A 13,388-nucleotide genomic window follows, 5' to 3' on the forward strand; every position below is an offset into this window, starting at 1 on the left:
TGTCCATAACTACCATGTGGATAAAAATTCTGACACTATGCACTTTAAAGGATTTAAAGCAGCAGATGTTCATTTTATCCGTTCCGGAAGTGATTTGGTGCTTAGCACTTCTGAACAAGACAATGTACGTATTTCCGGATTCTTCTATGGTGAAAACTATCGTGTAGATACATTTGTCTTTGATGATGCAGCCATCAGTAATCCTGATTTTGCCAAGTATATTAATGCTGGCAATAATTTGGTACAGTCTATGTCCGTGTTTGGTTCCAAGACTGCTGCGGCAGGAGGAAATGTGGATGCTAATACACAATCCGTACAACAGCCGTTATTGGTAACGCCATCTGCATAAGGAGCCTAATTACATTAGTGGCTTAAACTGAAAAACAGCAATCAAGTTTATTTTGATTGCTGTTTTTTTAATATTGGGATAAGGGTCGTATTTTGATTAGCCTTAATCGATGCGCTTCTAGCAATAATTAAGTTAATGATAAATCTTTAATATTTTATGACTTTGCGGCTGTTTTGCCATTGCGTAATAAAACGGTGGGGAAGTGATGATAAAGTGATGATAAAGTGATGATAAAGTGATGATAAAGTGATGATAAAGTGATGATAAAGTGATGATAAAACGTGTGTGTAACTATAAAGGCCATATTTAAGATAAGCTTGTCGGATAACACTCATCGGCTCAGTTTCCTAAAAATCGGTGCCCGCGCGGGGGCAAAGCTGCTCAGTTGGTAATCGTTGCGGTGGCGGTGCAGCAGCCCCTGCGCCGCCAGCCGGTTCACATAGCGCGATATGCGCTGCGCGGTGCACGGGTGGGTCATGTTCACATGGCGGTGCAGGCTGCCCTTGTCAAACACCCGCAGGATTTTGATGGTGCGCCACATCGTCTCCTCAATCGGCTCTTTCCGCGGCGCACTCATGCCTTAACCCCCCGCTTCGGGCTCTCGCCGCGGTAAAACTCAAACCCCGGCAGCCGTTTCAGCCCCGCCATATCCAGCGTATCCACACCCGCCACCGCCGCCGCTTCGGCCAGATTGACCAAGTTCACGGTCACGCGCCGCACCGAGCCGTGGGCAATGTCCACAATATGCGCCAGCACGTCCGCGCCGATGGCCACGTCGGGCGCATACGCCTGCGCCAGCAGCGCGGCATCGTCCGCCGATACCGGCTGCGCGGGCAGCCAGTTGAGCACGCGCCCGTGGAAGCGCTCGTATTTTTTCAGCTTGTTGGGCAGCATCTCTTCGCCCACCAGCATAATCGGGCTTTGGCTGCCCTCGTAAATGTCGCGCACCAGCTCCACCATGCCCGCCTTGGCCACCAAATAATCCGCCTCGTCCAAAATCAGCGGCCGTTGGCTGGCGGCCAGCTGCTCGCAAATCAAATCCAGGTTGGCCGCGGTGGTTTTGGCGGCGGGAATGCCCATTTCAAAGCAGATTTTTTCCAGCAGGGTTTTTTTGCTCCACGCGCTCCTCAGTTGCACGTAATACGCCTGCGTGCTGTTGGCCACCGCCACCGTGGCCGTCGTCTTGCCGTAGCCCGAAGGGCCGTACAGCACGCCCAGGCCGGGCAGCCCGTCGGGGCGGTTCATCAGCCGCTCCATGGCAATGGCGACCAGGGACAAATTGTTGATATTGGCAATTTTCATGATAAAATCACTCCGTTGTTAAATGTTGATGCCCTTAGGGTTGATGCCCTTAGGCGGTTTGACACACGCGCAGAAAGTTCGGTTTTCTGCGCTTTTTCTTTAACCATACATCTGCCGCATCCGCTCCAGCACGGCCGCTTCCTGCTGCACCTGCGGCGTGGCCATAAACTTGGCCTGTTCCGCCGTCCAGCTTTCGCGCGGCAGCGCGGATAAGCGGGCAAACTCAGCAGCGCGCGCCTGCGGTGTGGCGGGGCGCACCCAGCCTTCGGGCGGCGGCTCGGACGGCCGGAAGGCTGTTACCTTGGCCTTGGGCGGTGCGGGTTCGTCCGCCTTCGGCTGCATTTTCGCCATCGCCAGCTGCGCCTGCTGTTGCAGCGCCTGCATGTCCAGCGTGCGGCCGCCCAAATTCATGCGGCCCTGGTGCTCCAGCACCCGCGCGGGACGTGCCGCCGCCAAAATGCTCTGCTTGTTGTCCAAACGTTTGATTTGTCCGGCCACACGCTTCTCTTTGGCCTGCTCAATCACGCTCACCGGCATATAGTCGATGCGGTTGCCGTTCCAATCGGCATGGCACACATAGCGCCCGTCGTCGTCAAACAGCCACACGCGCTCGGCGTTGTGCATGTCAAACGCCACCCGCAGCCGGTCGCCGTTGTATTCCTGCAATGCCGCGCTGTAATACACGTTGCGCCGCAGCGTCACCTGCCCGCGCTGTACCACGCGCACTTCCTGCGGCATAAACAGGTACAGGCTTTCGGCTTCGTCCACCGTTTGGATTTCCGCCCCCTGCGATTCCTTTAGCGCCCAAAGCTCGTTCGGCGTCATGTGGCGCGGACTGCCGGATATATCGGTTATTTTCGGCAGGCTGCGGTGCGGGCGGTTGTTGTAGTCCTCCACCGCCTGCGCCGCGATGCGCCGGAACTCGTCAAAGTCCGGCAGCAGGTTGGGCGACAGGCTCAAGATATTGCCCAGTGCGGGCACGCCTTTGAGCGCCGCTTCCTGCTTCATCAGTTTTCGCCCGGCCTTGTGCACCGCCTGACCCGCCTGCTTGTCCATATCCGCGCCGATATAGCTTTGCAGCCGCTTGGCCGCCTGCACCCACACCGTTTGGTGCAGCCGCTCAATCACGCCGCGCGCCTGCGAGCTATACGGCAGCGAGTGCCGCATGGTAATGCCCAACCGCCCCATTAGGCCGGTGGCTTGGTCGCTCATCAGCGCGTTTTTATAGCCGCCGCCGTTGTCCACATAAAACACCGCCGGAATGCCGCCCGTTTTAACCGCATGGCACACCGCCGACAGCACCGCATAGCCGCTCTCCGCCAAATCCACGCTCCAACCCACAATCTTGCGCGTCGCCACGTCCGCCACCGTCGTAATTTCAGGGCGGAACGGCTTGCCCGAATCGGGGTGCAGCACCTCCGCGTCAAACGTATGGCCGTCGGCGGTATAAATGTCCGTCGGTTGCAGGTTTTTAAAGTCGCGCACCTTGTAAGGCTTGACGGTTTTTAACTCGCGGCTGCCCAGCCGCCCGTCCTCGCGCGCCACATTGCCCAGCTTGTCCAGCCAGCGCCGCGCCTGATGCACGCTCGGCAGCTTCGCCAGCGGTTGCTGCGCCAATTCCGCGCGTGCAAACAGCTCGAAAGCAGCCTGCACACTCGGTTTTTGCGGCGTGCGGTAAAACACCAAAAAGCGTTTAAACCATTCCGGCAGCGACAAATCCTTTTGCGGCACCTTCGGCAGCAGGCTGCCCGATTCCTCGCGCTGCTTAAACCAGCGGTGGATGGTGCGCTTGCTCGGCAAAGCCGCACCGCCGCCGCGCCTGTCGTTGGCCAGCCGCAGCATGTGCGCCAAATGCGGCATGTCCGGATGCTGCGCGCTCACCAAAAAGCCCGTAATCGCCTCGTCCTTGCCCACCTTGGTTTCCGCCATCAGCCGCTCAATCGCATTCAGCACGCCCAAACGCGCCCCCTCGCGCTGCCGCTGCACCTCCGTGCTGCCGTCCGCCACCGGGGCGGTATCGGCATCAGGCAGCGCCGCCACCGGCAGCGCGGCAAATTGCGCCGTTGCCAGCACCTGTTCCTGCTGCTGCCGCATAATGGCCGCCTGCACCTCCGGCGGTGGCATATATTCGCGTTTCTTGCCGCCCTTGCCGCCGCGCCCTGCTACTTCGCGGAACTGCCACGCGCCTTCTTTCACACGTTTAATCATTCCTGATTTACTCATTGGTAATTCAGGCAGCCCCATATCCAGTAATTCCTGAATAGAAAAATACGCTTTCATACCGCACTCTCTTCATACAAATAACGGTAGCGCGGGCGGATACGCCGCCCGTCGGCCGTCCACCGTTCGGGGAACAATTCGTGCAGGGGCTTGCCCATAATCTGGGCAATCGCCTTTTCTCCCGCCAAACTTGGCTTGCGCAATGCCAGGCGCACCGTCGATGGGTCGGTTTGCGTTTCCCGCGCAACATCCGCCAGCGTGTAGCCCGCCATCCGCAGCCGTGCCTTAATCAACTCTGGGTGCATATTGCTACTCCTTAAAAACAACACATCTTTTATAAAGGTAAAAAACCACTCAATCGGCCGCCCGCCACATGCAGGCGGCCTGTTCAGTAGTCTCCAATCCCGGGGAACAAACAATCCCCGTTTATTCGGCTTTTTGTCCAAATTGTTAAAGAGCGGTGCAAATCGGTTATACTGTTTTAAACTTCCCGTTTGCGAGATGTAAACAATGATAAAGTAGTACACCAAAGTACGCAACTTAAATTTACAAGTATTTTGCATATATTTTATATACCATTGTTTTAAAACGGATTAAAGTTTACAACAAAGTGTACTACTTGGTGCACAACCTTGTGATTTAGTAGTACACCTTTTATTGAGAGATTAGTATGGAATTAAGCGCACAAGAAATTGTGAATTTAGTGAAGAGCGCCGCCGATAACGGCGTAATTATTGATTTGCCCGGTAGCAAAGTTGGTGTAAAGATACGTGCTGAAAATCAGAATTGGGAAAGAAAAACAGTACAGGGGAAGGGGGGCAAGGGTGGAATAAAAACTGTTTATACATTACCGCCTTATGTCATTCAAGAGCTTAAAGAAAAAGACCTATTGCACCTATTGGATACCCCCACCACCGCCCCACCACCGGCACCGGCCAAACTCCACCGCTCTTTCCCTAAAACACCCGCGCGCACCGGCGGCGGCATTCCCGAATTCATGCGCCCCATGGTCGCCGAATACGACGACTGGGCGGCGGAGCAGGGCACGGACAGCATCGTCCCCGTGCGCTACCACACCAACGTGTTCGGCAGCGCAGGCAATGGCTATGCGTTCGGCGAGGAGCTGCGCACCGAGGCCATGTGGTTTCGCAGCTCGTTCTTCGATGTGCTGGGCGTAAAGCCGGCGCATTGCTTCTGTACCCGCGTCAAAGGCGACAGCATGTACCCCACGCTCACCGACCGCGGCACGGTGCTCTGGCAGATGACCTCGCGCTATACGGGCGCGGGCATCTACCTGTTCCGGCAGGTGGACGAGCTGCGGATTAAGCGTTTGCAGCAGATTAACGGCCACACGTTCAGCGTGATTAGCGATAATGCCAACAAGGATATTTATCCGACCGAAACACTGGATTTGCGCGAAATGCAAGATTACGAGTTTGAGGTGTACGGCCGCTACTTGTGGGATTGCAGCATTAAGCCGTGATGGTGTTTTGATGGTTTTTGATAATTTGCTGATAGCTTTATGACAAAAAACGCGCAAAACCTGCCAGAAATCTGCTCATTTTTGCGCGTTTTTTTTGCAATTTGTTTTTTGCACGTCCATTAGGCTGCGTGCTTGTGTTTTCGGGTGTTTTGCGCCTTTTTTGGCGTGCTGTTTCTTATGACAAAACTATCACCCCCCCACACGTACTATTTGTACGCCTTGCGGCTCGCCGCCTTGTCTCATTTTTATTTTAATCCACTATAACGAGCCGCGAATACGGCGTGAAGCCGTCTGTTTTAATCATACGGGTCGATTTGTGCCCGGCCGCTCATCGCATCCACATCCACATCGTATTTCCTGCCGCCGCTGAGGATTTCGAATTCATAACGGCTGCCGTGTTTGCCGATGTCGAATTCTGCTTCGGTGATGATGCCGCCGTTGGTGGCCGAAAAAGCAGCCTGCGCGGCTTCCACTGCCGTAATGTTGCTTTGCCCTGCCAGCTTGGGCAGATAATTGGCGCCCGCTCCTGCGGCGATGCCGAGCAATACGGCCGCCGCACCGCTTTTCAGCAGCAGCGCGCGCGAGGGCTTGAGTTTCCGCACGGCGTGCCAAAGCCATAAACCGCCTTGTTTGCCGTATGCCCAACCTTTTTTGGCAGCCTGCACCGCTTTTTCTTTGCCTTTCGGATCAAATTGGATGTTTATCATTGCATCGCTCCTTAAATTCTGTTTCAGGCAGCCTGCAAAACCGTGCCGCTGCCCGAATATCGCGTGTCAATCTATTTCTCAATCGTCCAAGCGGGAAGACAAAACTTCGCCTGTTCTTGCATTGACTTCCACATCGTATTTGCGGCCGTCCGCCTTGCGTATTTCCACATCGAAATGGTCCGGTTTGCTGCGGCTGCGGTCAAATTCCACTTCTACTGCCGTGCCGCCGCCCACTTTATTCGAGGCGATTTGCGCGGCTTTTTCGCGTGTGATGTAGTTGCCGCGGTTGTGTTCGTAATACTGGCGGTCCGACCCTGCCGATGCGGGCAGTGTGGCGGCAATCAGAGTAGCGGCCAAGAAAGCGGCTGTGGTTTTTGAAGTTTTCATGGGATAATCTCCGTCGGTTGAAAAAAATGTTGTTGAACAACGCTTCGCAGTATAGGGCGCAAAAATTAGCTTAAAATTAGGCCATTGTTAAAAAAACGTAAACCGTTCTTCCAAACGGCATGCCATCCCGATAATGCAATTTCAATCCCCGCCAAAATGTCTGTACAAAAAGGTGCAGGCTGCTTTTTGGGATTCGGAAAGCAGCCTGCACGTTCACCCGCTCATGCCATGTTTTAGAAAGGCAAAACCATGTTGCCCGTCCCCAAAACCCCGCACGCGCTCTACCGCGCCATGTTCCTCTACATCGTTGCCGCATTCGGTATCGGCTGGCTTCTGCCCGTGAACGGCGCGCTATGGGGCATCTTGCTGGCGACTGCGCTGGTGCTGTATCTGCAAATCCGCTCGCTGGCACGCGGCGAAAACCGGCTGTACGACCGATTCCGCGCCAGCAAAAGCGGTATCTCTTCGCTGCAATGGCTTTATTTGATGATTGCCGTTACGGGTATGGTCATCGCCTTTTACGGCAACACGGCGGCCTCATACGGCGAATTGCGCGAAGCACGCGGCATCGTGCCCGCCAAACCGTATAAAGAAAGCACCGAATGTTATGCCCGGCAGGAGGCCTTATCCCAAAACGAGTTTGTCCAATTCCTACTCGGCCGCCCCTGCCGCCATGTGAGCGATACCAGCTACCTTCCTTTCCCCAACGGCGGCGAAACCCTGTATTTGAGCTGTTCTGCCGACCTGCGCGACGCCTGCGAATCCGCCTACGCCCACGCCGGCAAACCGGCCGTGGTGAAATACAGCGGCTCGCACCTGTATGAAATGGAAGTGGACAGCGTGCCAATCTACCGTTATGCCGACCAAGCCGCCCGATTCAACCGCGAGCGCAAATCCGCCCTGCTGGACGCGCTCATCGCCGTGCCGTTGTTCGCCCTGCCGCTGATGTGGTTCCACCGCCGCTTCGACGATTGGCAGAACGCGCTGGCCGAAGGCGAAACCGTGCCAGATGAAACGCCGCAGTGGTGGAAATACACCGTGTTGTGCTGCTGGTATCTGCCGCTTGCCGCCGCCTTTGTCTGGGCGGGCATCGGCTGGTGGCGCAACATTGACGAGCCGATTGCATTGACCATCGGGCTGCTGTTCATCGGCGCGTTGCTGTTGTTCACCCTGCGCGGCGCGTATCGCGTGTTTCATCCAAAGCAGCCTGCACGCTGACCGAACAAGTGCAGGCTGCTTGGCCATTGCCGTATATCTGCGGCCGAAATCTTGGAGAAACCCCATGCCTGTTTCCATTCCCCCAATCGTTCTCGTCTGCATTGGCGCGTGTTTCGGTGCGGCGGCGCGCTGGCAGCTCGGCATCGTTCTTAACCGTTATGGGCAGGTGGCAACCCTCGGCACGCTGGCGGCCAACTGGCTCGGCTGCTTTTTGGCGGGCGCGGTGCTCGGTTTGTCGCCGAACCAGATGTGCAGGCTGCTTTTGGTGACGGGATTTTTGGGCAGCTTCACCACGTTTTCCGCTTTTTCCGCCGAAGTGGCAGAAAAACTGCTTGCTGCACGATATGCGGAAGCGGCGGTGGTGTTGCTGCTGCACATGGCGGGCGGTATTGCATTGACGTTGTTGGGGTTTGCGCTGGCACGGCAGGTGTAGCCGTTTCGGTGGCAAAAAGCAGCCTGCACGTCGGCTGTGCCCGTCCGTCAACGGTGTGTGCGCCGACGCATCGGGTGCAGGCTGCTTTTTCATTGGCCAATAGGGAAAATATATTGAAAATATTATTAAAATTCAAAACGCTGATATTCCTTTCCGTGCTGTTTGTTGCGTTGGGTGGCTGGCTTTTGCCAAAGTATTACTATACGCATACCTACAACAAACCGGGCGACAAGACGGACGAATTTCCTGTGCTGATGTGGCGCAGGCATCCGCCATCACAGGCAAACCCACATCCGAACATGGGCGCTCGGCCGATTTTGGAAACTTTAGGCGGCGTAGAAGAGGCGCGGAAATACAACAACGGTGTGTCCCATTATGTGCCGTGGACAGGGCCGTTGGAAGATATGACGGTCAACAATAACCGCGTTGTCCTGCGGAGGCTCGCATCGGACAACGGGCAGTCGGCTTTCGAGCTGGACATCAGCAATGAGCTGTACACCGTCACGGCGGCGTACCGCGTAGAAAATGACGAGGTGTATCCCGAATTGACGCGCATTTCAGGGCCGTTCGTGTGGGGCGTGGCCTTTGTCCACACATTGATTGTGGCGGTGCTGATTGCCGTGCTGCAAGTTGTGCTGGGATTGGGGCGGTCGCTGAGCGTGCCGCCGCACAACCGGAAAAAGCTTCGTGCATACCAACATGGGAAAAAACGATGAGAAAACCGTTGGCCGCCTTAATGTGCAGGCTGCTTTCGGCCGTGTAGAAAAGCAGCCTGCACTTTGCAACACAGGGTTTGCCCCATGAACATGAAATATTTTTTATACATTACTGCCGCCGTGTTCCTGCTTTCGCTGTGGGTTTGGCCGCAAATCAGCATTTTGATACTGCTGGTCCTGCTGGCGGCTGGCGAACGATATGTCCGCCGCGCTCCGCTGCCCGATGCATGGCGGAAAAAGGCGTTGCAGGCGTATAAAATCATCGGGATATGCGTTTTGGTTTCGCTGGTTTGGGGCGTTTGGTATATGATGCGGCGGCTGGGATAAAAAGCAGCCTGCACTCGATAGGATGGAAGATGAAATGGAATAAATTGGCGGCTTTGTGTGCCGCGGTATGGCTATCGGCCTGTGCCACCGAATGGCAAAAAGGGCACGCGGAAGACGGTCGCGACGTGATGCGGCTGCAGACGGTGCGCAACAGCACGTTGCCCGAAAGCGGCATGATTAAAATCGGCGAACAGGATTTGCAGGCGGGCGACATATTGTTTTCGTCCGAAGCCAGCGTGCAGTCGCTCGGCATCCGCCTGTTCAGCAATGCCGCAGTGAGCCATGTGTTTCTGTATTTGGGCGACGGAGAAATTGCCGAAGCCGTCGGCGCGGGCGTGCGCATCCGCCGGTTGGACGAGGCATTGAAAGAAAGCAATCTCACCGCCGCCTTCCGCCGCCCTGATTTGACCGAGGAAAACATCGCCGCCCTGCGCGATTTCGCCCGGCAGCAAAACGGCAGGCGCTACAATTTTCTCGGCATTGTGAAGCAGGTGCCGTATTCCCTGGCGCGCAATGCGTGCGAACTGCCCGTGATTCCGCGCCGAATCCGCCGTTTCTGCCTGAATACCATGGCCGCCGTGATGATTCCGTCGTTCGGCAACCGGCGGTTTTTCTGTTCGCAGTTTGTGATTGAAGCGTTCAACCGCGCCGGCAAGCCGCTCACGTCCAAATCGCCCGAATGGCTCGACCCTGCCGACATCCTGCACATGCGCGAAGGCGACGTGGCCACGTTCACGCCCAAAGTGCGGCTGAATTATGTAGGGCATTTGCAGTGCAGCACGTCAATATGGAATGCGGATTGCCATGAAAACACAGCGCTGCCATTGTCGGCACGGCAGGCGAAACGATGATATAGTGGATTAAAATCGCAATGATACGGCGTTGGCTCGCCTTGACGTACTATTTGTACGCCTTGCGGCTCGCCGCCTTGTCTCATTTTTATTTTAATCCACTATAGAATCCACCGCAGAATAAACGTGCAGGCTGCTTTTCGGAACACGGAAAAGCAGCCTGCACTTTATGATGCGCACAAAAAAAATACCGCTGGCGGACAACGGTATTTTCATTGATGCGTCAATCGGCAAATTAAGCCATTGCTTTCACTTTTGCCGCCAAACGGCTTTTGTGACGGGCCGCTTTGTTTTTGTGGAACACGCCTTTGTCGGCGATGCGGTCGATGATTTTGGTGTTTTCTACAAAAGCGGCTTGTGCGGCAGCTTTGTCGCCGGCTTCAACGGCTTTCAAGATTTTTTTCACCGCAGTGCGGAACGCAGTACGCAGGCTGGCGTTGTGTGCGCGGTTTTTCACAGATTGACGGGCGCGTTTGCGTGCTTGTGCGCTGTTGGCCATAATGTTTACTCCTGAATTCGGGATAGTTGGATATTAAAAACGCGCTATTCTAAACGTTAAGCTATGGCAAGGCAAGTGTTTTATTTGCCGTCTTCGCGCCGCCGCGCACATCAAATTCGGGCAAAATCCCTGTTTTTCAGTATAATGCCGCCCAGTATCTTCAAAAACGGCCAATGATTGATGAGCACAGCACACAAAGCCCGCAAACGCTTCGGACAGAATTTTCTTCAAGACACGCGTATTATTACCGACATCGTGAATGCCGTCCGCCCGCAACCCGATGATATCGTGATTGAAATCGGACCCGGATTGGCGGCGATTACTGAGCCGCTCACACGTCATCTGCGGCAGTTGCACGTGTGCGAAATCGACCGCGACATTATCCGCTTTTTGAAAGAGCAGCCGTTTGCCGACAAGCTGGTGATTCACGAAGGCGACGTGTTGCAATTTGATTTCGGCAGCATTGCGGGGCGCAAAAAAATCGTCGGCAATCTGCCCTACAATATTTCCACGCCGCTGCTGTTTCATTTGGCGGAAGTGGCGGACGAAGTGGTCGATATGCACTTCATGCTGCAAAAAGAAGTGGTGGAGCGCATGGTGGCGCAGCCGAAAACTAACGATTACGGCCGCCTGAGCGTGATGCTGCAATATTTTTTCGATATGGAAATGCTGATTGAAGTGCCGCCCGAATCGTTCGACCCCGCGCCGAAAGTGGATTCGGCGGTGGTGCGCATGATTCCCGTGCCCAACCGCATCGGCACCGCCGCCGATTTTGCGCATTTCAGCAATTTGGTGCGCGATGCCTTCCACCAGCGCCGCAAAACCATCCGCAACAACCTTAAAGGCATTGCCGACGACGAAGATTTGCAGGCGGTCGGCATTTTGCCGCAGCAGCGTGCCGAAGAAATTGCGCCCGAATTGTATGTGCGCCTGTCGAACCATCTGGTGGCGAAAGGCTGAAAAAAGCAGCCTGCACCCTATTTTTATTTGAAAAACAAAGGATAATTCAATGTCCGAATCGATTCAAACACCTTCTTCACAAGATACAGAAAAGCAGCCTGCACCTTTGTTCCCACAGATGGAAAGCAATCCGGGGCAGGGCACGGAGCTCAAACTCACGCTCACTAAAGACAACGGCAACGAATCGTTCGAACATGTCGTCATGGCGGAAATCCTGCAAAACGTGTTGGCAGAAGAAGGCTGGGCAACCGAAATGATGGACACGGGCTGGCTGTACCAACCCGATACAGGCTATTATCTGTGGCCTTTGATTTGGGATTTGTCGATTGACGAAGACGATGGCAGCGTGCAAACCGCCAGCACCATTCAAATCCACCATAGAGAATTGTTCCCCAAAGGGATTTTTGAATACCAATATTCCTTCGGCCAATACGATACCGTGCACGAAGCCTTGGCCAGCGGCTTTGACACTTGGCTGAAAACTGATTGGGAAACCCTGCTGGATGCGGCCGACCCGCAAGAAGCCGCGCACCTGCGGCTGACCATCACGCCGAAGGGCGATGTGCCGAAACGCCTGGTTCTGCTCGGCTCGGTGGGCTTTTTCCCCGCGCGGGAAGACGATGGCGATGAAGCAGAAGCGGAAGAATGCAGCCTGCACGGCGAATTTTGCGAATGCTGCCTATTCACCCGCAGCATGGAAGCGTTCGAGCCGCTCATCAAATCGCAGGAAAACTACGCCATCCGCATTTTTGCTTCGCGCGACGATGAGGGCGAAACAGATGCCGATTGCCGCGTAAACGGCGAAGATTGGGACGGCGCGCTGGAATCGCTGAAAAATTATGCGGCCACCTGGCAGGGGAGCGGCACGATGTTCCGCAAGCAATACATCATTATCCGCAATGCGCCCGACGATTGGCCGGAAGAGGCGGAAGAATAAACGTGCAGGCTGCTTTTGAATATAGTGGATTAAAATAAAAATGAGACAAGGCGGCGAGCCAACGCCGTATCATTGCGATTTTAATCCACTATAAAAAGGCGGCTTCGGGAAAAATCCATTACAATAGCGCGCATTCAATGCAGGGCGGACGCCGCCTTCATCAACGGAAAGAGAAAATGACGATAACCAACGAACAAAAAATCATGGTGAGCTTCAAAAACGTTCACAAATATTTCAAAGATTTACATGTGATTAACGGTGTGAACCTGGACATTAAGCAGGGCGAAGTGGTGGTGGTATGCGGGCCTTCCGGTTCGGGCAAATCCACGCTCATCCGCACGGTGAACCAACTGGAAACCATTGCTTCGGGCGAAATTTGGGTGGACGGCGTGAACGTGGCCGACCCGAAAACCGATTTGAACAAAATCCGCACCGAAGTGGGCTTCGTGTTCCAGCATTTCAACCTGTATCCGCACCTGAGCGTGTTGGACAACATCACCCTGTCGCCCATCAAAGTGAAGGGCATGAACAAGGCGGACGCGGAAAAACTGGCGGTGGAGCTGCTGGAAAAAGTGGGCTTGTCGCACAAAAAAGACGCGCTGCCGACCCAATTATCGGGCGGTCAGCAGCAGCGTGTGGCGATTGCGCGCGGCTTGGCCATGCAGCCTGCCGTGATGCTGTTTGACGAACCGACTTCCGCGCTCGATCCGGAAATGGTGGGCGAAGTGCTGAAAGTGATGAAGGATTTGGCGCAATCGGGCATGACGATGATGTGCGTTACCCATGAAATGGGCTTTGCGCGCGAGGTGGCCGACCGCATTATTTTTGTCGATGCGGGGCAGATTTTGGAAGACCGCACGCCCGATGAGTTTTTCGATCATCCGCAAACGGAACGCGCGAAACAGTTTTTGAGTCAGATTATGTCGCACTGATAAAGCGGTAAATACACGCCGAAAGACGACAGATAAAAGCAGCCTGCACTTGAACATTCAAAGTGCA

General features: G+C 54.8%; 17 protein-coding genes. 10 read left to right on the forward strand and 7 right to left on the reverse strand.

The window, feature by feature from the left end; translation table 11 throughout:
• A partial coding sequence (locus HMPREF9098_RS11550; RefSeq protein ID WP_306425523.1) for a calcium-binding protein occupies nt 1–349 on the forward strand: 349 nt, incomplete at its 5' end.
• Nucleotides 350–680: 331 nt separating this feature from the next.
• On the opposite strand, the gene HMPREF9098_RS09000 is transcribed toward HMPREF9098_RS11550, so the two are convergent.
• From HMPREF9098_RS09000 to HMPREF9098_RS11815, 4 genes are all read right to left on the reverse strand, one after another.
• A complete protein-coding gene (locus tag HMPREF9098_RS09000) occupies nt 681–926 on the reverse strand; it encodes a hypothetical protein (RefSeq protein ID WP_003784112.1) in 246 nt (81 codons plus the stop codon).
• Entirely contained in the window at nt 923–1,651 is a 729-nt protein-coding gene (locus tag HMPREF9098_RS09005; protein WP_003784113.1) for an AAA family ATPase, read from the reverse strand. The genes HMPREF9098_RS09000 and HMPREF9098_RS09005 overlap by 4 nt, the downstream gene beginning before the upstream one ends.
• Nucleotides 1,652–1,750: 99 nt before the next feature.
• Complete coding sequence (locus HMPREF9098_RS09010; protein WP_003784114.1) at nt 1,751–3,931, reverse strand: Mu transposase C-terminal domain-containing protein; 2,181 nt, start codon at nt 3,929–3,931, stop codon at nt 1,751–1,753.
• A complete protein-coding gene (locus HMPREF9098_RS11815; protein ID WP_115324757.1) occupies nt 3,928–4,176 on the reverse strand; it encodes a helix-turn-helix domain-containing protein in 249 nt (82 codons plus the stop codon). Before HMPREF9098_RS11815 ends, HMPREF9098_RS09010 begins: the two co-directional genes overlap by 4 nt.
• Nucleotides 4,177–4,760: 584 nt before the next feature.
• Between HMPREF9098_RS11815 and HMPREF9098_RS09020 the strand changes: the two genes are divergently transcribed.
• The gene (locus HMPREF9098_RS09020; RefSeq protein ID WP_257004625.1) at nt 4,761–5,354 is read left to right on the forward strand and encodes a S24 family peptidase; all 594 of its coding nucleotides are present in this window, start codon (nt 4,761–4,763) and stop codon (nt 5,352–5,354) included.
• 296 nt (nt 5,355–5,650) lie between these two features.
• Here the strand turns inward: HMPREF9098_RS09020 and HMPREF9098_RS09025 are convergent, their stop codons facing one another.
• On the reverse strand, nt 5,651–6,061 hold the full coding sequence (locus tag HMPREF9098_RS09025; RefSeq protein ID WP_003784117.1) for a PepSY domain-containing protein: 411 nt from the start codon (nt 6,059–6,061) through the stop codon (nt 5,651–5,653).
• Between the two features lie 78 nt (nt 6,062–6,139).
• Complete coding sequence (locus tag HMPREF9098_RS09030; RefSeq protein WP_003784118.1) at nt 6,140–6,448, reverse strand: PepSY domain-containing protein; 309 nt, start codon at nt 6,446–6,448, stop codon at nt 6,140–6,142.
• A 249-nt stretch (nt 6,449–6,697) separates the two neighbouring features.
• Here HMPREF9098_RS09030 and HMPREF9098_RS09035 point away from each other — a divergent pair, with 249 nt between their 5' ends.
• The 5 genes from HMPREF9098_RS09035 to HMPREF9098_RS09055 all read left to right on the forward strand — a co-directional run bounded on the left by HMPREF9098_RS09035 (nt 6,698) and on the right by HMPREF9098_RS09055 (nt 9,993).
• Complete coding sequence (locus tag HMPREF9098_RS09035; protein ID WP_003784120.1) at nt 6,698–7,666, forward strand: hypothetical protein; 969 nt, start codon at nt 6,698–6,700, stop codon at nt 7,664–7,666.
• Nucleotides 7,667–7,730: 64 nt separating this feature from the next.
• Nucleotides 7,731–8,099, forward strand: coding sequence for a CrcB family protein (locus HMPREF9098_RS09040; RefSeq protein ID WP_040564413.1), 369 nt, complete (start codon nt 7,731–7,733; stop codon nt 8,097–8,099).
• Nucleotides 8,100–8,212: 113 nt separating this feature from the next.
• Nucleotides 8,213–8,815, forward strand: coding sequence for a hypothetical protein (locus HMPREF9098_RS09045; RefSeq protein ID WP_040564414.1), 603 nt, complete (start codon nt 8,213–8,215; stop codon nt 8,813–8,815).
• 84 nt (nt 8,816–8,899) lie between these two features.
• A complete protein-coding gene (locus HMPREF9098_RS11555; protein WP_003784123.1) occupies nt 8,900–9,142 on the forward strand; it encodes a hypothetical protein in 243 nt (80 codons plus the stop codon).
• 29 nt (nt 9,143–9,171) lie between these two features.
• Nucleotides 9,172–9,993, forward strand: a complete 822-nt coding sequence (locus tag HMPREF9098_RS09055; protein WP_081457179.1) for a YaeF family permuted papain-like enzyme — start codon at nt 9,172–9,174, stop codon at nt 9,991–9,993.
• Nucleotides 9,994–10,228: 235 nt separating this feature from the next.
• Here the strand turns inward: HMPREF9098_RS09055 and rpsT are convergent, their stop codons facing one another.
• Complete coding sequence (rpsT, locus tag HMPREF9098_RS09060; RefSeq protein ID WP_003784126.1) at nt 10,229–10,492, reverse strand: 30S ribosomal protein S20; 264 nt, start codon at nt 10,490–10,492, stop codon at nt 10,229–10,231.
• Nucleotides 10,493–10,672: 180 nt separating this feature from the next.
• Between rpsT and rsmA the strand changes: the two genes are divergently transcribed.
• From rsmA to HMPREF9098_RS09075, 3 genes are all read left to right on the forward strand, one after another.
• Nucleotides 10,673–11,452, forward strand: coding sequence for a 16S rRNA (adenine(1518)-N(6)/adenine(1519)-N(6))-dimethyltransferase RsmA (gene rsmA / locus HMPREF9098_RS09065; protein WP_003784127.1), 780 nt, complete (start codon nt 10,673–10,675; stop codon nt 11,450–11,452).
• Nucleotides 11,453–11,501: 49 nt separating this feature from the next.
• A complete protein-coding gene (locus HMPREF9098_RS09070) occupies nt 11,502–12,389 on the forward strand; it encodes a DUF6348 family protein (protein WP_050781249.1) in 888 nt (295 codons plus the stop codon).
• A 203-nt stretch (nt 12,390–12,592) separates the two neighbouring features.
• On the forward strand, nt 12,593–13,321 hold the full coding sequence (locus HMPREF9098_RS09075) for an amino acid ABC transporter ATP-binding protein (RefSeq protein WP_040564907.1): 729 nt from the start codon (nt 12,593–12,595) through the stop codon (nt 13,319–13,321).
• The last annotated feature ends 67 nt before the right edge of the window (nt 13,322–13,388 follow it).

It is taken from the genome of Kingella denitrificans ATCC 33394, assembly GCF_000190695.1.
GTDB lineage: Bacteria > Pseudomonadota > Gammaproteobacteria > Burkholderiales > Neisseriaceae > Kingella_A > Kingella_A denitrificans.

Coding starts and splice junctions, on each gene's coding strand:
- HMPREF9098_RS09000 (WP_003784112.1), bottom strand. CDS start 926: ATGAGTGCGCCGCGGAAAGAGCCGATTGAGGAGACGATGTGGCGCACC.
- HMPREF9098_RS09005 (WP_003784113.1), bottom strand. CDS start 1,651: ATGAAAATTGCCAATATCAACAATTTGTCCCTGGTCGCCATTGCCATG.
- HMPREF9098_RS09010 (WP_003784114.1), bottom strand. CDS start 3,931: ATGAAAGCGTATTTTTCTATTCAGGAATTACTGGATATGGGGCTGCCT.
- HMPREF9098_RS11815 (WP_115324757.1), bottom strand. CDS start 4,176: ATGCACCCAGAGTTGATTAAGGCACGGCTGCGGATGGCGGGCTACACG.
- HMPREF9098_RS09025 (WP_003784117.1), bottom strand. CDS start 6,061: ATGATAAACATCCAATTTGATCCGAAAGGCAAAGAAAAAGCGGTGCAG.
- HMPREF9098_RS09030 (WP_003784118.1), bottom strand. CDS start 6,448: ATGAAAACTTCAAAAACCACAGCCGCTTTCTTGGCCGCTACTCTGATT.
- HMPREF9098_RS09035 (WP_003784120.1), top strand. CDS start 6,698: ATGTTGCCCGTCCCCAAAACCCCGCACGCGCTCTACCGCGCCATGTTC.
- HMPREF9098_RS09040 (WP_040564413.1), top strand. CDS start 7,731: ATGCCTGTTTCCATTCCCCCAATCGTTCTCGTCTGCATTGGCGCGTGT.
- HMPREF9098_RS11555 (WP_003784123.1), top strand. CDS start 8,900: ATGAACATGAAATATTTTTTATACATTACTGCCGCCGTGTTCCTGCTT.
- HMPREF9098_RS09055 (WP_081457179.1), top strand. CDS start 9,172: ATGAAATGGAATAAATTGGCGGCTTTGTGTGCCGCGGTATGGCTATCG.
- rpsT (WP_003784126.1), bottom strand. CDS start 10,492: ATGGCCAACAGCGCACAAGCACGCAAACGCGCCCGTCAATCTGTGAAA.
- rsmA (WP_003784127.1), top strand. CDS start 10,673: ATGAGCACAGCACACAAAGCCCGCAAACGCTTCGGACAGAATTTTCTT.
- HMPREF9098_RS09070 (WP_050781249.1), top strand. CDS start 11,502: ATGTCCGAATCGATTCAAACACCTTCTTCACAAGATACAGAAAAGCAG.
- HMPREF9098_RS09075 (WP_040564907.1), top strand. CDS start 12,593: ATGGTGAGCTTCAAAAACGTTCACAAATATTTCAAAGATTTACATGTG.